Below are 18,775 nucleotides of genomic sequence, written 5' to 3'. Positions count from 1 at the left end.
ACAGAGAAGGAAGGAAAGCTGAGAACTTCCTAACGCAGAAAAATAACTTACCACCTTAGAGCTGCACTAGGGAAATGAAGTATCTAGTGCCGTGTAAACGACGTTACCGTAAATGAAGCCATTGTATATTTACAATGGGAATCTGGGTGGAACCACGGGTAAAAGCACGCTCGTCCCTATTTTAGGGATGAGTGTGCTTTTTATTATGAAATGGAGAGATGAAAAATGAAAGAACAAATGATTGAAATTAAATTTCCAGATGGTAGCGTTAAAGAATTTGTAAATGGAGTTACTTTAGAAGAAATTGCTGGATCCATTAGCAGTAGTTTGAAAAAGAAAGCAGTTGCGGGGAAAGTAAATGATGGATTATATGATTTACGCCGAAATATTGAAGAAAATGCGGAAGTGGAAATCATTACTATAGATTCAAATAAAGGGGGAGAAATTGCAAGACACTCCGCGGCACATATTTTAGCGCAAGCTGTAAAAAGATTGTATGGTGATATAAATCTTGGAGTAGGGCCTGTTATTGAAAATGGATTTTATTATGATATGGATCTTCCAAGTAGTGTAAACATAGAAGATTTACGAAAAATCGAAAAAGAAATGAAAAAGATCATAAATGAAAATATAAAGATAGAACGAGTTGAGGTTTCTCGAGAAGAAGCAGCTAAACTGTTTCAAGAAATGAACGACCGCTTGAAATTAGAACTTTTAGAAGCAATTCCTAGTGGGGAAAGTGTAACACTATATAAACAAGGTGAATTTGTAGATTTATGTAGAGGACCACATTTACCATCTACAGGTTATTTGAAAGCATTTCAATTAACTCACGTTTCCGGTGCATATTGGCGAGGTGATAGTAATAACCAAGTGCTTCAGCGCATATATGGTGTTGCATTCTCTTCTCAAAAAGAATTAGAAGAGTATTTACATTTCGTTGAAGAAGCAGCAAAAAGAAATCATCGTAAGTTAGGCAGTGAGCTTGAGTTATTTATGTTTTCTGAAGAGGCTCCGGGAATGCCGTTTTATTTACCGAAAGGACAAATGATTCGTAACGAATTGGAAGCATTTTTAAGAGAAATTCAAAAAGAGTATAAGTATCAAGAAGTACGCACTCCGTTCATGATGAACCAAGAAGTATGGGAGAGATCCGGGCACTGGGGACATTATAAAGATAATATGTATTTCTCTGAAGTAGATAATAAAAGTTTTGCATTAAAACCGATGAACTGCCCAGGGCACATGCTTATGTTTAAAAATAAATTGCATTCTTATCGTGAATTACCGATTCGTATGTGTGAATTTGGTCAAGTACATCGTCATGAATTTAGTGGTGCGTTAAACGGATTATTAAGAGTACGTACTTTCTGCCAAGATGATGCACATTTATTTGTAACTCCAAAACAAATTGAAGATGAAATTAAATCAGTAATGGCGCAAATTGATTACGTATATAAAACTTTTGGATTCGAATATGAAGTAGAGCTTTCTACTCGTCCAGAAGATTCAATGGGTGATGATAAATTATGGGAGCAAGCAGAAGCGGCATTAGAAAATGTATTACAATCGCTAAATTATAAATATAGACTAAATGAAGGTGACGGTGCATTTTACGGGCCGAAAATTGATTTTCATATTAAAGATGCTTTAAATAGAAGCCACCAGTGCGGAACAATCCAGCTTGATTTCCAAATGCCAGAGAAATTTGATTTAAATTATATAGATGAAAATAATGAAAAGAAAAGACCAGTTGTTATTCACAGGGCAGTTTTAGGGTCATTAGATCGCTTCTTAGCAATATTAATTGAGCACTTTGGAGGTGCATTCCCGGCATGGGTGGCACCAGTTCAGGTGAAAGTCATTCCAGTTTCGAATGCAGTTCATGTACAATACGCAGATGAGGTTGCGGATAAATTAGCACAAGCTGGTGTTCGTGTCGAACGAGATGTGCGAGATGAAAAATTAGGATATAAAATAAGAGAAGCACAAATGCAAAAAGTTCCTTATATTCTTGTTATTGGGGATAAGGAACTGGAGAACGGAGCTGTAAATGTACGTAAATATGGGGAAGAGAAGTCGGAAGTGGTTACTTTAAATGTATTTGCGGCTAGTATTGAAGAGGAAATAAAGAATAGAAAATATTGATTGTAAAGAAAACACACTATTAGCAATTAGTGTGTTTTCTTTTTTATCTTACAAAAATGTAAGGTAAATGTAAGCGAAATCGAGGGAACGAGTTGTAGAAAAATGAGAATATGAAGTAGGAAAAAGGTTCATGTTACAGGTGTAACTCTTCTTGAATGAATAATTAAAAAATTCTTAAGAATTCACATGACAAAATAATAAGAAATATGTGAGAAATTAATTTTATACAAAAGGGATGGAGTGAAAGAGATGTCAACAAATGTAGTTACTGTAGAAAGTGTAGAAAAAACGTATGGGAAAAGAAATGAGAATCAGTCAAAAGCATTAAGGGGTGTATCGTTAAGTATTAAAGAAGGAGAATTTGTCGGGATCATGGGACCTTCTGGTTCTGGAAAAACGACTTTACTTAATGTGATAAGTACACTTGACCAAGCGACAGGTGGTAGTGTGACAATAGCTGGTACAAATATTACTTCTATGAAGGGCAATGCGTTATCTGATTTTCGCTCTCAAAAATTAGGTTTCATTTTTCAAGATTTTAATCTTCTAGAAAACTTATCAATTTATGAAAATATCGCTTTACCACTTTCTTTGCAAGGCGTACCGTCAAGTGAGATTACTGGAAAGGTAAATGACGTTGCGAAGAAATTAGGCATCACCGAAATTTTAACAAAATATCCGACGGCTGTTTCTGGAGGACAAAAGCAAAGAACAGCGGCGGCAAGAGCTTTAGTACATAATCCAGCAATTGTATTAGCAGATGAACCGACAGGTGCGCTTGATAGTAAAAACGCAAAAAGTTTATTAGAAGCAATGCAAGATTTACATGAAAATCATAATGTAAGTATTTTGATGGTTACACACGATGCATTTAGTGCAAGTTATTGTGAGCGTATTTTATTTATTCAAGATGGTCTTCTTTATAAAGAATTAAACCGTCAAGGTACTCGAGAGAATTTCTATCAAGACATTTTAGGTGTGCTCGCTCATATGGGCTCAGCTGCTGAGTCTAAGTAGGGGGCGAAACTATGTTATTTAAATTATCACGTCATAGTATGAAAAAGATGTTAAAAGATTATATGGTTTTACTTATTGGCCTCGTTATTAGTATTAGTATTTTCTACATGTTCCAAACGATGGCGATGAATAGTGAATTTACGAAAGATAATAGCCTAATTAGTAGTATTAGACTCGTCTTTTGGGTAGGTGCAATACTATTATCTTTCATTACTGTATTTTATATTATATATGCCAACTCTTTCTTACTCACGTTAAGAAGAAAAGAACTCGGTATGTACATGATGCTTGGTGCGAAAAAGAAAAAAGTAGCACAGTTATTATTTATTGAAACATTCGGTATGGGGATTGTCAGTATTATTATCGGTATTTTAGTAGGGATGTTACTTGCAAGTGTAGCAGGAAACTTTTTAATGAATGGAATGGAAATTTCAGCAAAAGGTAGTTATGCATCTGTATACACACCAGCAATTTTAGTCACAGCTATTTTCTTCTTAATACTATTTTTCATTACTGGCTTAATGAACAGTGTCCGATTGTTACGTAAAACTGAATTAGAGTTAATTCGTGAAGATGAAACACTAGATGAAGTGAAGAAAAGTAAAACTCGCATTATAATAATGACAGTACTTGGTGTATTACTAGTAAGTACAGGGTACTATTTTATGATCAATGTAAAAATATATGCTGAATTAGGTTTTATTATAGCAACCATCGTTACAACACTTGGAACATATTTTATCTTTAGTTCATTACTTCCATTTTTTGTGATGAAAATTAAGGGGAATAAAAAACGAAATGAAACTGGTCTAAATAGTTTTACATATGCACAGCTACGCTTTCGAGTAAATAGTTTATCGAGAGTATTAGGTACTGTAGCAATGTTAATTGCATTAGGCGCAGGTGCGATGACGGCAGGTATGGCGTTCCAAAAAAATGTAGGTATTATGACAGACTTTTCTCGTGTATATGATGTTGTAATTCATGATCCGAATGATCAAGACAAAGCTGCCTTAAAAGAAATGGAAATTGTTGAAGAAAGCAAGTACAAATATAAAGTAGATGGAGAAGCGGTTTATTATTTACGTAACGACTTAACTGCGAAACCGCCACTTGTTTCAGACCATTTTGATACAAAAACTTTAAAAGAGCCTGTTCGCAAACGTGTGACTGAACCTTTAACTGAACCTGTATATTCAGCTTTAGAGGCTCCTGAATTAGCAAAATTCCCTCATATGCCAAAGGATTGGGAAGACGCAGTTGTAAGAGAGATACAAATTACGCATAATCAATTTAGCGGAAAGCCAGTAAGAATTGCAGACGAAGAGCATTATAAAGGGATTCAAGGAACAGAACATACTGTAACATTAGCAAAAGTAGATGATATGAAAAAATATAAACCGTTATTGATCGAAATAGATAAGAGACAAAAAGCACAAATTGAAAAAGCAACAGGTGAAAAGGTAGACTTATTTACGAAAATGACAATTTATCAGTTTATGAACAGCTTCATGAGCGGAACGATGTTTATGGGATTTTTCCTCGGAATTGCCTTTTTAGCAATGATGGCAAGTTCCCTTATGTTCAAAATATTAACAGGTGCTTCTCGCGACGTACGCCGTTATGAAATGTTACGAAAAATTGGTGTGAGACGTAGTATGTTAACGAAAAGTATATATAAAGAAATTTCATATTTATTTATCTTCCCAGCGATCATTGGCATTTCTCACGTTTTAGTTGGGCTTAACTTATTCAGCTTTATATTAGTTGACCCGTTTGTGAAAGTGTGGGTGCCAATAGGAATCTTCTTAGTCATTTATTTCATGTATTACTGGATAACTGTTCAACTTTATAAAGGTATGGTAATGCCGAAAGAAGAAGTAGCTAAATAGTTTATGAAAAGAGTCCTTGTGTTGAGAATAAGGGCTCTTTTTTATGTTTTTTATAAAGAAGGAAAAGATTGGATAATGGTCGAAAAATATAATGTAACTTCCAAGAAATTACTAAAATAATACTATTTTGTCGAGAGAAAGGATACGAAGTATGAAAGAAATGCTACAGTTATTTCGCAACAAAGTGTATGCACGTTTTTTCTAGCAAATATTTTAGAGCGACTCGGTTCTATGATTGCTGGAATTTTTTTAATATTTTATTTGCTAGATTAATACGGAAAACAACCAGTTTACGCAACGATGACACAAATTATGATTGCATTACCTGCATGAATCTTTTTTCTATTAGTAGGGACAGTAGTGTATCGTTTTGATAGACAACGTATATGTACAGTAAGTAACATATGTTGTTCGCTCTGTAATATTGGAATCCTAATTTCGCTTTATTACGGGATGATTATACTTGTCTTTATATTTTTATTTTTGGAAAATGCATGTATACAATTTTTCTCTCCATTAGAACAATCGATGATACAGGGAGTAGTTGAATCAGACCAATACGGTGCAGCAGCAGGTATTAATCAAATGGTAAATAGTTTGTATGCTTTGTTTGGTGTAGGAATTGCAACGATGGTGTACTGGACTTTTGGGATTTATCGTGTTTGGTTGATTATTTTTTGTTACGTGTTTATTCCAAGCTATTTTACTAAGTGGGAAAAAGCGAATTCAAGGTATGGTTGAAGAGGTTTGATTTTTTCTGAATATTCTTTTTTAAAGGGGTAATAGTTATGTTGATGCGAACTGCTAAGTGGTGTGGGATTACTTGTTTACAATTATTCGCTGCAATTCTATGTATAATCTGTTTAGGTGCGCTCCCTCGATTATTTAAGGGATTACAAATTGATTTAATTGGTTTTTGGAACACGATTGTGTTTATTGGAGGAAAGTTACTCCAACCTTGGGAAATTACATATGGATTTCGAGATTCGAGGAAATTATTTCCGCAAATATGGATTCATTATTTAGAGACAATGTTTGTATTTATTTCGGCATTTTTACTGTCATTACTTATTGCGTATGTTCTCGTTGTGTGGGTATTACAACGGTCTCAATCAAAGCAACGAATGTGGAATGGGATTTTTGTTGTACTTGAAAGCATCCCAGATATTTTAATAATTTTATTATCGCAACTTCTAGTCGTAATAATCTTTCAAAAGACAGGCTTTATGCCAGTAAAACTAGCGGGGATTGGGGAGGAAAGGGCTCGCCTATTGCCAATAATATGTCTAACTTTGCCTACAACACTATTATTTATTAAGCTACTACTATTACGTTTCAGAGAAGAATTAGAGAAAGATTATAGTATATTTGCTAAAAGTAAAGGGCTTAGTTTACGACATATTTTAACAAATCATATTTCAAGAAATGTTTTGTTAACAACAATCTATTATGCAAAAACAAATATTTTATTTATGTTATCAAATTTATATATTATTGAATGGATATTTAATACGTACGGTATGTTTGTTTTTGTAAAAGAAAATTCGAAATTAGAAATATTTACAGTAAGTTTAATTATATTATACGTACCGCTTTTTATACTATTTCGTTTATTACATACGTTTTTACAAAATGTAATAAAGGAGCGTGTTTAGCATGTGGCAAGTTGTAAAAAGAGATGTGAGATTTTGGTTTGGTGTTACTTTTTTAAGCGTACTTATGATTGTTAGTATTGGAAATACTTTATTTTTCGATGGGAATATCCGTGAACTTACGATGATGTATAACGAAAAAGGAGAACTAGAGGCTGCTCCATTTTCACCGTCGAATAAATTTTGGTTCGGTAGTGATGAGAAAGGACGCGATCTTTTCCAGCTAATAATAGAAGGAGCGAAATGGACAGTTGGTGCGAGCGTAATTATAGCGATTCTACGAGTTATAGTTGGAGGAGGTATTGGTTTGCTTCTTGGTATGTATAGCAAACGTTCTTTTCCAGTTATAGCATCTTTTTTTGATCCGTTCAGCATTGTACCTATGGTTATGATTTCTTTTTTTGTGTTAAAGGAAGTTTTAGTGTTTGAAAATGGGACAGTACCAGAGCCGTTTCATTTAAGGCTAATATTTCAAATGGTTATCCTTACATGTTTAGCGGTACCAACAATTATGTTATATACAGCGCAGGAAGTCCGTCGGATAAAAAGAGAAGAATTTATGATGGCAGCAACTGTGCTTGGGGGCAGTAAATGGCATAGAGTGAAAAATCACGTATGGCCACACGTATTACCATCATTTTTTTTACTTGTTGCTCAACAATTTGTGAGTACTTTATTACTTCTCTTGCATCTTGGCTTGTTAGAGTTATTTTTTGGTGGAACAATTATCTTTGGTACAGAGGCAGATAGTGTAACAAAAGAATGGACCGGCCTAATTGGTCAAAACTTCCGTCATTTAACTACTCATACATGGATTGTACTTATACCGATTGCTTTTTATAGTATGACAATTTTAGCTGGAAATCTAATTAGTAATAGCATGCAAGATGCGATTAAGTTAGGAAATGTGAGAAAGCTAGAGAGGGAAAGTAAAGAATTACAAGTAGAGAAACAAGTACAACCAACTATGAATGACTTTTCTTTTTATAAAGAGATACAAAAATAAAAAAAGATAGCTGAAGACAAATTGTTTTCAGCTATCTTTTTTCGTTTAAAGTGGAGGTAAATCAATCTTACCTTCTTCAAATAATTCTTTTATCATATGCTTCGTATAACCAGCGGCTTGACCAAATGTGATTTTTGCTGGCATTGGTGCTTCGTTAGCATCTACAACTACATCAATAATACACGGTTTATTTTGTTTTACTGCATTTTCGAAAGCGGGAAGGAGCTCATCTAAATTCTCAACACGGTATCCAATACCTCCACACGCCTCTGCATATTTTGCGAAATCTGGGTTCGTTAAGTCTGTTTCGAATTCGATATTACCCATGACTTCTTGCTCGAATTTAATCATCGCAATTTTATTATTGTTTAATACGACGACAACGATTGGTAATTTATATTTTACAGCTGTTACGAAGTCATTCATCGTCATTCCAAATCCACCATCACCACAAACTGCAAATACTTGTTTATCCGGGAAAGCAATTTTTCCAGCAAGTGCACCAGGTAAACCGCAGCCAAGTGTTGCGAGCCAGCTAGAAATGATAAATTGTTGGTTTGTCATACGGAAGTGTCTTGCTGTCCATACTGTTACATTTCCGACATCGACTGATAGAATTGCATCATCATGAGCTACTTGCTGCAGAGCATGCATAACACGTTGTGGTTTAATTGGAATGGAAGAGTCTTCTTCTTGATCGTGTAATTTATCTTCCCACTTTTTCATCATTTCTTGGTGCTGTTCTAAGAAGGAATGGTCTGTGTGTTCTTCCACATTTTCAATTAACCATCGTAATGTTTTATCAGCATCACCAGCTAAACCAATATCTGTCGCATAACGTTTCCCGATTTGGGCAGGATCTGTATCGATATGAATTGTTTTTGCTTTTTCAGGTAAGAAGCCGGTGAACGGATAAGAAGTACCGACCATAATTAAAGTATCTGCATGCTTCATTGCTTCATAAGAAGGTTTCGTTCCAATTAATCCTAATCCACCGATACAAAGAGGATGCTCATCAGGAATAATTCCTTTAGCAGGTAATGTAAGTACGATTGGAGCACCAATATGTTCTGCTAATGCAAGTAAAGATTCTCTCGCATGTTTTGTTCCTTTTCCAGCTAAAATCACAGGCTTTTTCGCTTCATTTATTGCGAGTTTCGCTGCATCTAAATCTTCTTTTTGTGGAAATAATTCAGGCAAAGTAAAAGAAGTATTTGTAACACGGGCACCATTTTTCACTTCGAATTTTGGGACATCATCTGGAATAGTAAGAACGGATACACCTTTTTTCGTATAAGCCATTCGAATTGCTTGATTCACTACGGCAGGTAGTTGCTCTGCTGACATAATACGCTGGTTATAAACCGCAACATCATCAAACATTCTTTCTAAATTTACTTCTTGGAAAAAGTCCGTTCCAAGTAAATCGGTTTCTACTTGACCTGAAATTGCTAGAACAGGGGCTTTATCGAGTTTTGCATCATATAAACCATTTAATAAATGAATAGCACCAGGTCCTGCAATTGCCATACAAACGCCAAGTTTTCCTGTTAATTTCGCATAGGCGGCCGCTGCTAATGCACCAGCTTCTTCATGGCGAACTTGAATGAATTTAATTTTATCTTGTTTTTTTCTTAAAGCTTCAATGATAGAATTGATGGAATCTCCAGGCATACCGTATATGTGTTCTACTCCCCAATCAATTAATAAATCAACTAATGCTTCACCTGCTGTTTTCCCAAACATAATTGTTCCTCCTTATAATAGGTAGATAACATTATGTTTTGAATAAAAAGGAAAAATATACAAGTAAGAAATTTATCTAGTTATTTGTAATCCAAGAATCAGTGTGGGAGGAAAAAAAGTTTCACTTTAGCAACTTTAATGATGACCAGCGAATAAAGTGAACACTGTTATTAGTAAAAAACCACTAGTTGCCCACATTAGAAATGTAAGGAAAGAGAGCTGTTTCTTAGCTTTCCAAAGCATTTCATGAATTGTGACATATCCAAGTGAACCAATAGCACTTCCCATAATGAGGCCTTGCAGGTGAAGAGCTTTTCCTTCCATCAAAATGCCAAAAACTGTGCCAGTACCGAGAATAAGAGAAAGTAATAAAGTCGTTAATAAAAAGGAAATATATTTATGTTTTGTAAAAAGAAATGGAATAATTAAAGCTAATCCTTCTGGAATATGGTGAACGACGATTGCTATTAAAAAGGGAATGGCAGAGTCATTATGATTTATAAAAGCTGTACCTAACGCAAATCCACTAGGTATATTATGAATAAATATAGCGAAAGAGAGAAAAAGGAAGGTTTGCCATGCTTGTTGATCTTTTTTATGTATCATTGGATGGTGACAATAGTTATCTAATAAGCTCATAACTAAAATACCGATAGCTATACCAAGTATAGGCCCAATCATTTCGTAGCTTGAAAATGTTTCAGGAATAATTTCAAGTGATAATAATCCGAATAAAATACCACCACATAATGCGTATAAACGCTGCATCTTTTCTTCAATGAGTTGGTGTGTTGCTACTCCAACAGCACCTCCTAATAGTAATCCACCGAACGAAAAAAATGTTACAATCATTGGAATCCATAAACGTTCCATAGTATCACACTCCGATTCTATTCCCTTATTTTTAGCTTACGAAAAGGAAAGTTAGATTAGTCCAAGTAATTGTGTTTGATTATAGAGAAAAAAGTAGTGATTCGTTATAATTTATATATTAATTTTAAGTGAGAAAATGAAAAGGGGAATTGGTTATGCAACAAATTAAAAAAATAGGAAACTCATTTTGGTATATGACACCTGTTTCTGAAACAGATAGACCTATCTTAGGAATGGTCGTTGGACAAGAAAAAACGTTAATGATTGATGCAGGAAATTCAGAAGAACATGCACAATTATTTTTAGAAATGTTAAAAGAACAAAATATATGGAATCCTGATTTTGTAGCATTAACGCATTGGCATTGGGATCATATTTTTGGATTATCTGTCTTACAGAATGCATTAACTATTTCGCACGCTGAAACGAAAAAAGAAATGCAGGCAATAGTATCTTATGAATGGACAGATGAAGCGTTGGACGCACGCGTAAAAGAGGGTACTGAAATTGCATTTTGTGCGGATTGTATCAAGAAAGAGTTTGAAGAAAAAGCGAGAAATATTAACATTATTCCTCCAACCTTAACGTTCCAGGATCAAATGGAATTAGACCTTGGTGAAGTGACATGCGTGTTAAAACATGTGGGCGGAGATCATGCGCATGATTCAGTTGTTATGTATATAAAAGAAGAAAAGATATTGTTTGTAGGAGATTGTATATATGCAGATATTTTTTCTTCAAAGTGGAACTATACGACGAAAAGAACGTTTAAATTGATAGATGAATTAGAGAAATTTGATGCTGAGACATATATTCTTTCTCATGGGACAGCTATAAATCGAGACGAGTTTTTACAAGAAATTCATTTGCTAAAAACAGTAGGAACATATACAGAAGCTCATAAAGGCGATGAAGAGAAGATAAAGGCAGCGTATAAAAAAGAGCTAGATAGAGAATTAAATGCAGATGAGTTAGAAACAATAACGTATTTTGTCAATGGTTATGAAATGAATAATCTGTAAGACACTACATTAATCAAATATAATTAAATTGCACAAAAAGAGTATTGAAATTTAATTCAATACTCTTTTAAATATTAAGTTCCAAGCAATTTCTAAATTTTTTGGCTGGTTCATCATCTGGATTTATACCACTTTCAAAACTGGTAGTGAAAGGTAACCACTGCCAATCTTCGCATCCTACAAAAGCTACCCTTGACCAATTCTCAATGAATTCAATGAAATTATTCGCAATCTTATACCCATGTCCTTCTCCATCGTCGTGGCTTAGGTAAACTATTGGAGCATCTATATCATCTTTCATATCAAATGCTAAATAATCTCCATTTCCCACTTCACAAAATGCTAATTTGTTGTGCCAAACTACATCATATTCATCATCTATATTTGAAAAAAACTCGTCAACCAAGTCTTTACGTTCTTTTTCGAATTTAGAAAGACTTTCTAAACTCCAGTGGGGTGTTCCGCAAAAAATATCAGTAAATTCATTTGGTAGCTCTACATCGTCAGGTAAAAACCAGCGTAAGCTAAAATTTCCTGAGAACTCTAAAAGTACTTTTTTGAAGCTATTTGGTAGTTTAATATCCAGTTTTTCTTCTACTTGGATTATTTGTTCAAGGGAAGATGGTTCATCTATACAAACTTCTTGAACTTCACCACCTATGTATTTAATTCTAGAAGTTATAATTTCTATTCGTTCTTTTAGTAACTCATAATCCATCTTATCACCTCATGTTATATTAATTAAAGTATATCATTCTTAATAAATTTTTTTCGTGTTATTGAGGTTTCAAGTAGCAGCTTTTTTAGCTAATTCAGTAATGTATTCAAAGAAAACATCATGTTTTACATCATAAACGATATTTACAGGTCGTCCATCAGTAGTTTCCTCTGTACGTCCTTGGCTTGGTCCATATGTATGAACGATACTATTAATCGTTTCAGTTTTTGCAAGGCTAGTGTTTCCGACAAAGGCGGTAGTTAGTACATCCCATAAATAGTAAGTAGAGTTCGTTGAGAAGTGAACGAGAGGGGGGACCATTGCATAGCATTGACCAAGGAAATCCATACCAATATACTTTCGCTCTTTTGCCCACTGTTCACGTATGTTTATAGTTAACGGAACTTGGTTTGTACTTTCTAGTTTCACTAAGTCGATTTTAATTTTTGCATCCCATACACGAGCCACCGCTTCAGGGTCCCAAAACGAATTCCACTCAGCTGTTCCATCATGCTCTGGTTCATGTACATTGCCAGCTTTAAGAAATGTACCACCCATCCAAACGAGGCGTTCAATTTTATCTTCGATTATGGGAGCTTCATATAATGCACGAGCAAGGTCAGTTAGGGGCCCAGTAAATAATAAAGTTGTTTTTCCTTCCGTTTGTAGAAGCGTTTCTATTAAATGATGATGCGCGGGTTTTGCCACCACGGGTGTTACAACTTTTCCAGACTCATTTAAAATTGGTAGAGCATCTACATAAAATGCATGCATCCGCCAGTCTTTCGGAAACGGGTTTTGCCCGCGAGAGTTTGAAGCGGCTACGGCAATATTACCTTTGCCGAAGCGATCGATAATTTTACGACTGGCAGACATTGCGGGTTCTAAATAGCAGTCTGCTGGGATAACAGATACACCGGTAAGCTCAACGTTTTCCATTTGAAGTAATAAAAATAATGAAATTAAATCATCTACACCGCCATCATGATTGAAGTACACTTTTTTCTTCATTGTAATCTCCATCCTATATGATTTAGTTAGAAATTAAATATGAATTGAGGAAAAGTCATCAATAATTTCCACCACTTCAATTTCTCCATTAATCAGTAACTCAGGAAGATCATTTCTAATATTTCCTTTCCAATACTCTCTAGCTTGTTCGATTTTTTGAGAAAAAGGAATTCCATCTTCTTTCGGTAGAAGATTCCCGTCACCTTCAAAAGAACTTCCGATCACTCGTAGTTTAACAATCTGTAAAACTTCTCGATTGTAAGAATCAAATAGCGCTCTCCATTTCAAAGCATCCTCATAGCTTTTAGCAGCATATAAGCAAGATAACCTGGAAGGGTATTCAGGGAATTTTTGTAGTCTAACCATTTCTACAATTGTTTCTCTAACTGCTCTAATTGTTTGATCCATATAACTCATAACTACTTTAGTATTTTCATTGTTTATATGTAATTCGTTATTTTTATAGTGTTTATTTAAAATTTGTATGCCATCTTCACCACTAGCATTTAATTGTTCTCTTTCAAAAAAGAAGTGATATAGAGTATTGTGTTGATTTTTGTTAAAAGGAATGATTTGTCCGATATGCATTTTTTTCCTTGTTACGATGTGATATGCGTAAAATTCTGCTTCATTCATGGTTATCCTCCTAGTAATAGTGTAATGCAATGTTAAATTTAGTAATTCAACATTGCGATATATATATCCTCTATAAGTAAAAGTGAGAATTTGAGTAGAAAGGAAAAAATGAAAACGTTTTAAATTTGTTCACAAAATGTTCACTTACGAAGGGGTTTCCAATGTCGATATAATGACAAAGACTCAAAGAGAAAGGGTGATGAAATTTGCCAACAACAAGAAAGGAAAACCTCCAATTTGGCATGATGATGTGCCTTGGGATGGTTATCGTAATGACGTTTTACAATTTACTAATGAATGAAACAGGAGGACCAATTTATATTAAAGAGATTGCATTAGAACTATTAATTGGCTTTATTATTGCACTATTAATTGAAATATGTATCGTTGGACCTTGTGCGAAAAAAATTGTATTCATATTGCCATTTGATAAATCTAAAAAAATAAATATTATCGTTGCAATGGCGACAACTATGGTAATTGGAATGGTGTTCTTTATGTCATTTTTCGGTATGGCTATGATGTATTTACATGATGGACTACAAGGAGATTCATTTGTTTCCATTTATTTTACGATTTTTATTAAAAATTTCATAATGGCATATCCATTACAATTAATTATTATGGGACCGCTTGTACGTTTCTTATTTGCAAAGTTTGTTATGAAAAAGAAATCTTTTAATGTAGCGTAATTTTCATTTATAAAACATTATATATAAATAATAAAAAAACACATCTCGCATTTTTGAGGTGTGTTTTTTTGTTCATTCCAAGTTATTTTCATAGTGATGTGACATTTGTCCTTTTGCCATTATAGGATGATGGTTTTTAATTAAGTCAGAAATAAAGGAGGAGATGATTTTTTGAAAGGTATTATATTTGCTATTTTTGCGGGGATATTTATAACACTTCAAGGAACCTTTAATGCGAAACTTAGTTCACATATCGGTATATGGTCGACGAGTATTATAACCCATTTAATTGGATTCATTATTGCAACAACTGTATTTTTGTTAAAGAAAGAAGAGAAAATAACGGATTTAAAGAGTGTGAAAAAAATATATTTAGTAGCTGGTGCACTTGGTGGGTTAATCATTTGTGCAGAAACAGTAGCGATACATGCAATGGGAGTTACAGTAACAGCGGGAACACTTATGGTTGCTCAATTATTAACAGCAACTTTTATTGAGATGAAAGGATTATTTCAAATGAAAAAGATACAGATGGAGAGATATCATATTGTGGGAACAATAATAATGATTATAGGTATTGTTGTATTTAATATGTAAATGAAAGGAGAAATGAATATGGAGGATAGATCAGGTTTAATTACGCATTATTTGAAAACCAATAAAACGCTCGAGGTTTTTTCAGAAATAGATACAGCTTATTTTCAATTAAATCACTTTGAAAAAGGCGAGCTCATTTGCAATATAGATGACGAAATGGATCGTTTATATTTTGTTGTTAAAGGTAAAGTAAAAGTTTATACGATTACACCTGAAGGGAAGAAACTAATTCTTCGCTTTATCAATCCATTGGCCATTGTTGGTGATATTGAACTAATTCAAAATAGCAAAGCACATAATGTCGTTGAGGCTTGTTCAGATGTTGTAGCAATCTCTATTTCTAATACGGTTATTAGAAACAAGTTATTACATGATCCTATATTTATAAAGTTCTTGCTTGAAAACATTGCGAACACGTTAAAAATATCGACTCGTTTTACTGCTCTTAATTTACTTTATCCTGTAGAAGTACGTGTAGCTAGTTATTTGCTTTCAATTTCAACAGATAGTAACGGGAATATGTATAAAGGGGATTTGGATGCAACTTCAGTAACGAGTATTGCAGATTTTATAGGGGTAAGTTATAGGCACGTAATTCGGGTATTACAAAGATTTTATAATGAAAAGCTAATTGAAAAGAGTAATGGAGTTATTGTAATTAAAGATTTTTCTAGAATGAAGGAAGTCGCTAAAGATAATATATATGAGCAATGAAAGGGAGAGGAAGATTTTGATTGGATTTAGTTTAGCTATATTAGCAGGAATATTAATTAGCGTACAATCTGTTTTTAATGCAAAAGTAAATGAAAATGTAGGACAGTGGTTAACGACTACATGTGTCCTTGGAATAGGTCTCATTAGTTCTATTCTATTTTATATCATTACAGAAAACAGTATTAACATTAAAGTGTATACTGCAAATTATTTGTTTTATGTAAGTGGACTGTTTGGTATCGGGTTAATTATTTGTATAATGGGTGCAATAAAGAGTCTAGGTCCAGCATATACGGTGCTAATTAGTCTTATTACTCAATTGGTCGTTGCGTTATGCATTGATACATTTGGATTATTTGGAATGGAGAGTATTCCATTACAAGTAAATAAATTAGTTGGTATAGGTTTATTAATTGTGGGAGTAGGAATTTTTAAAAATCTATTTTTGAATAAGAAAGCTATTAAAATAACTGAAGATGAGATTTAAAGAATATAAAGGAAATGTGTTAATGTTCAGATTATATATTTATGCAGTAGGGAATGCTTTTCTTATATGCCCTGTTTGTGAAAGATTTGTATCTATTTAATAAAAAAACGTGAGTTAGCAATTAGCATAGTTGAAAGGAAAACATCGATATGTCGAGGTCTTCTTTATTTATTGTTTTGAGATTATAAGAATTTAAGTATAGGATTATGAGAAGTGTTTTTAGATAAGGAGAATATGACTGGAAATTAAAATATTACTAAATATACGTAACTAATGAATACAATGTCTTTTTCAGTTATTAAGTTGTAAATCATTTTATGATAAAATCTTTTACATAATTTAATAAAGGGGTAGTATTCAATGGGTTATTTCTCAAATGGGTTATTAGTTTTGTTTGTGCTAATCGTATGCAGTTGTATATTTTTTGGTTGATAATATAATGAGAGTCTTATATAAAAGAAGTTATCTTAAGTGGGGTAACTTCTTTTTATTTTATATTGAGAAGGAATTCTATCTTTCTTATTGAAGTTTGTTCTAGTTATTTTTACATCGATTACATTTGTGTAAAGGGAATTTTATGAAATATAAACAAGCCAGAGAATAGGGAGTGTTTACATGGAAAATAGTATACGCTACACAAGTGAACACCCTACAGATTTTAATGGATTATTATCCTTATACGAATCTTTAGGATGGAATTCTCTTAAATTAACGGTTAACGAGTTAGAACGAATGTGTAAGCAAAGTTGGTATGCAATTTATGTTTTTGATGATAAGAGGTTAGTAGGGATGGGGCGTGTCATATCAGATGGAGTCATAACAGGTATTATTTGTGGAGTTGGTGTATTGCCAAAATATCAGTCTAGTGGCATCGGAAAAGAAATAGTGAAACGATTAATCCAGCACTGTGAACAAAACAAGGTTATTCCACAACTTATGTGTGTAGAAAAATTGCAATCTTACTATGAATCTATAGGTTTTGAAGCATTCTCTATTGGGATGACAAAACATATTATAAGATAGAGGTGCTTTATCTTGCTATTTGTCGGGTAGTAAAACCCCACGGATTAAAGTTTCACTTTATATTTTCAGTTTACTTGTACATATTTTCAAACTTCAACATAAAGGAGAATGGCTGTATGGAGATTGCTAAAGGAGTAGAAATGTTACAACTTGAATTTCAAGAATTTGTTATTCATCCAATTCTTTTATGGGATGATGAAATGGCAGTATTAATAGATACGGGTTTCCCAGGACAAATTGAAGATATACAAGTAGAGATGGAAAAGGTTGGGGTATCATTTGATAAGTTAAAAGTCGTGATTTTGACGCATCAGGATATTGATCATATAGGTAGTCTGCCAGAATTGTTGCAGCGCTGTCGAAGTAATATTAAAGTTTATGCGCACGAACTAGATAAGCCATATATCGAGGGGGATTTACCTTTATTGAAGGACGGAAATGTAGAGAACCGCCCAAAAGGAAAAGTGAGTGATACTGTGATTGACGGGCAAGAACTTCCGTATTGCGGTGGAATACTAATTCTTCATACTCCAGGGCATACTCCGGGTCATATTAGTTTATATTTGAAACAAAGCAAAATTCTTATTGCAGGAGACTCTATGTATAGTGTGAATGGGATGTTAGGAGGAATTCACGCCCCAACAACTATAAATATTAAGGAAGCAAAGCAGTCTTTGAAGAAGTATTTAAATTTACATATTGAATCTGTAGTTTGTTACCATGGGGGATTAAGTAAGGAGAATATAAATGTTCAACTTCAAAATTTGTAAAGTTAAAATGGAGTTTTTTGTTAAGTGGCGTTGAAGTATAATCTGATTATTAGTATATAAATAAATTATAAAAGAGCATGTTTGAAAAAATTAAACATGCTCTTTTATTAAAGTAAATCAGTTTAATATGAATGACCTAACCCATTCCAATAAAAAGAAACGATTTCTTGTGCTAATTCATCTATATTTGCCAGAATAGGATTGTGATTTTCATCTTTAAAATTCCCAATTGATAATAAAGATACGAAAGCATGAGCCACAAATTTAGCGTTTCCTTTCGGAATTTCTCCCATGTGCATCGCAGTATCGAGTGCTTTTTCTAGCACTTCATACATATTATTTTCAGCATTTTTTAATTGTTTCAATTGTTCTTCAGATAACGACATTTTAGCATCTTTCATAAAATTTTTCATATCAATATCCATCGTTGCGTGTAAGTAAACTTTGGCGAAGTCTAATAATCTTTCTTCTAAAGTTTTGTTTGTAGAGAGTATTTGAGACATATTCTCTCGTATACGTATCATCATTTGGGTCATAGTAGCGGTAAATAAATCGGCTTTTGTTGAATAGTAATAGTAGACGGTTGCTTTCGTAACACCACAAACTTTTGCGACTTCACCCATAGAAACGACTTGATAATTTTGTGTAAGAAATAAGCGAGTTGCCACTTCTAAAATGGTTTCTTTTGTAGATTTTGTATTTTTATTTTGCCGTGGCCTTCCGAGAGGACGTTGTTTTTGTTCCAAATCCATTCGCTCCTGACATTTATTC

Annotated in this window: 18 protein-coding genes and 1 pseudogene; 13 read left to right on the top strand and 6 right to left on the bottom strand. The window is 33.5% G+C overall.

Annotated features, from left to right (window positions below):
* Positions 1 to 225: 225 nt before the first annotated feature.
* From thrS to ACK1U5_RS06915, 6 genes and pseudogenes are all read left to right on the top strand, one after another.
* Complete coding sequence (gene thrS, locus ACK1U5_RS06940) at positions 226 to 2,148, top strand: threonine--tRNA ligase (RefSeq protein ID WP_069605115.1); 1,923 nt, start codon at positions 226 to 228, stop codon at positions 2,146 to 2,148.
* Positions 2,149 to 2,397: 249 nt separating this feature from the next.
* The gene (locus ACK1U5_RS06935; protein WP_000106426.1) at positions 2,398 to 3,165 is read left to right on the top strand and encodes an ABC transporter ATP-binding protein; all 768 of its coding nucleotides are present in this window, start codon (positions 2,398 to 2,400) and stop codon (positions 3,163 to 3,165) included.
* Between the two features lie 11 nt (positions 3,166 to 3,176).
* Complete coding sequence (locus ACK1U5_RS06930) at positions 3,177 to 5,057, top strand: FtsX-like permease family protein (RefSeq protein ID WP_000897859.1); 1,881 nt, start codon at positions 3,177 to 3,179, stop codon at positions 5,055 to 5,057.
* A 151-nt stretch (positions 5,058 to 5,208) separates the two neighbouring features.
* A pseudogene (locus tag ACK1U5_RS06925) lies at positions 5,209 to 5,714 on the top strand (MFS transporter); the annotation flags it as partial.
* A 131-nt stretch (positions 5,715 to 5,845) separates the two neighbouring features.
* Complete coding sequence (locus ACK1U5_RS06920) at positions 5,846 to 6,712, top strand: ABC transporter permease subunit (RefSeq protein WP_000929104.1); 867 nt, start codon at positions 5,846 to 5,848, stop codon at positions 6,710 to 6,712.
* Between the two features lies 1 nt (position 6,713).
* Entirely contained in the window at positions 6,714 to 7,715 is a 1,002-nt protein-coding gene (locus ACK1U5_RS06915) for an ABC transporter permease subunit (RefSeq protein WP_000267875.1), read from the top strand.
* Between the two features lie 45 nt (positions 7,716 to 7,760).
* Here ACK1U5_RS06915 and ACK1U5_RS06910 read toward each other — a convergent pair whose 3' ends face one another.
* Both ACK1U5_RS06910 and ACK1U5_RS06905 read right to left on the bottom strand, forming a co-directional pair.
* Positions 7,761 to 9,461 carry a pyruvate oxidase gene (locus tag ACK1U5_RS06910; protein WP_000467235.1) on the bottom strand — a complete coding sequence of 567 codons (1,701 nt, stop codon included), beginning with the start codon at positions 9,459 to 9,461 and terminating at the stop codon, positions 7,761 to 7,763.
* Positions 9,462 to 9,596: 135 nt separating this feature from the next.
* Positions 9,597 to 10,334, bottom strand: coding sequence for a ZIP family metal transporter (locus tag ACK1U5_RS06905; protein WP_069605116.1), 738 nt, complete (start codon positions 10,332 to 10,334; stop codon positions 9,597 to 9,599).
* A 155-nt stretch (positions 10,335 to 10,489) separates the two neighbouring features.
* Here ACK1U5_RS06905 and ACK1U5_RS06900 point away from each other — a divergent pair, with 155 nt between their 5' ends.
* Positions 10,490 to 11,356 carry an MBL fold metallo-hydrolase gene (locus tag ACK1U5_RS06900; protein ID WP_069605117.1) on the top strand — a complete coding sequence of 289 codons (867 nt, stop codon included), beginning with the start codon at positions 10,490 to 10,492 and terminating at the stop codon, positions 11,354 to 11,356.
* Positions 11,357 to 11,423: 67 nt separating this feature from the next.
* On the opposite strand, the gene ACK1U5_RS06895 is transcribed toward ACK1U5_RS06900, so the two are convergent.
* From ACK1U5_RS06895 to ACK1U5_RS06885, 3 genes are all read right to left on the bottom strand, one after another.
* The gene (locus ACK1U5_RS06895) at positions 11,424 to 12,074 is read right to left on the bottom strand and encodes an SMI1/KNR4 family protein (RefSeq protein WP_069605118.1); all 651 of its coding nucleotides are present in this window, start codon (positions 12,072 to 12,074) and stop codon (positions 11,424 to 11,426) included.
* A 69-nt stretch (positions 12,075 to 12,143) separates the two neighbouring features.
* Entirely contained in the window at positions 12,144 to 13,097 is a 954-nt protein-coding gene (locus ACK1U5_RS06890; protein ID WP_113710713.1) for a nucleoside hydrolase, read from the bottom strand.
* A 21-nt stretch (positions 13,098 to 13,118) separates the two neighbouring features.
* The gene (locus tag ACK1U5_RS06885) at positions 13,119 to 13,721 is read right to left on the bottom strand and encodes a DUF2441 domain-containing protein (protein WP_069605120.1); all 603 of its coding nucleotides are present in this window, start codon (positions 13,719 to 13,721) and stop codon (positions 13,119 to 13,121) included.
* A 206-nt stretch (positions 13,722 to 13,927) separates the two neighbouring features.
* Between ACK1U5_RS06885 and ACK1U5_RS06880 the strand changes: the two genes are divergently transcribed.
* From ACK1U5_RS06880 to ACK1U5_RS06855, 6 genes are all read left to right on the top strand, one after another.
* On the top strand, positions 13,928 to 14,413 hold the full coding sequence (locus ACK1U5_RS06880) for a hypothetical protein (protein ID WP_001987380.1): 486 nt from the start codon (positions 13,928 to 13,930) through the stop codon (positions 14,411 to 14,413).
* 171 nt (positions 14,414 to 14,584) lie between these two features.
* Positions 14,585 to 15,010, top strand: a complete 426-nt coding sequence (locus ACK1U5_RS06875) for a DMT family transporter (protein WP_000676010.1) — start codon at positions 14,585 to 14,587, stop codon at positions 15,008 to 15,010.
* Positions 15,011 to 15,028: 18 nt separating this feature from the next.
* Complete coding sequence (locus ACK1U5_RS06870; RefSeq protein WP_000390202.1) at positions 15,029 to 15,724, top strand: Crp/Fnr family transcriptional regulator; 696 nt, start codon at positions 15,029 to 15,031, stop codon at positions 15,722 to 15,724.
* Positions 15,725 to 15,740: 16 nt separating this feature from the next.
* Positions 15,741 to 16,211: a DMT family transporter gene (locus ACK1U5_RS06865; RefSeq protein WP_000579022.1), complete on the top strand. Its 471-nt coding sequence runs from the start codon at positions 15,741 to 15,743 to the stop codon at positions 16,209 to 16,211.
* A gap of 615 nt (positions 16,212 to 16,826) precedes the next feature.
* Positions 16,827 to 17,234, top strand: coding sequence for a GNAT family N-acetyltransferase (locus tag ACK1U5_RS06860; RefSeq protein ID WP_000431735.1), 408 nt, complete (start codon positions 16,827 to 16,829; stop codon positions 17,232 to 17,234).
* A gap of 116 nt (positions 17,235 to 17,350) precedes the next feature.
* Positions 17,351 to 18,004: an MBL fold metallo-hydrolase gene (locus ACK1U5_RS06855; RefSeq protein ID WP_000401502.1), complete on the top strand. Its 654-nt coding sequence runs from the start codon at positions 17,351 to 17,353 to the stop codon at positions 18,002 to 18,004.
* 122 nt (positions 18,005 to 18,126) lie between these two features.
* Here ACK1U5_RS06855 and ACK1U5_RS06850 read toward each other — a convergent pair whose 3' ends face one another.
* Positions 18,127 to 18,750 (bottom strand): TetR/AcrR family transcriptional regulator, encoded by a 624-nt coding sequence (locus ACK1U5_RS06850; RefSeq protein WP_069605121.1) that lies wholly within the window; start codon positions 18,748 to 18,750, stop codon positions 18,127 to 18,129.
* Positions 18,751 to 18,775 lie beyond the last annotated feature (25 nt).

This window comes from Bacillus sp. XB1 (assembly GCF_053557995.1).
Note: the sequence above shows the minus strand (reverse complement) of the source record. Positions and strands in the feature narration are given on the sequence as shown.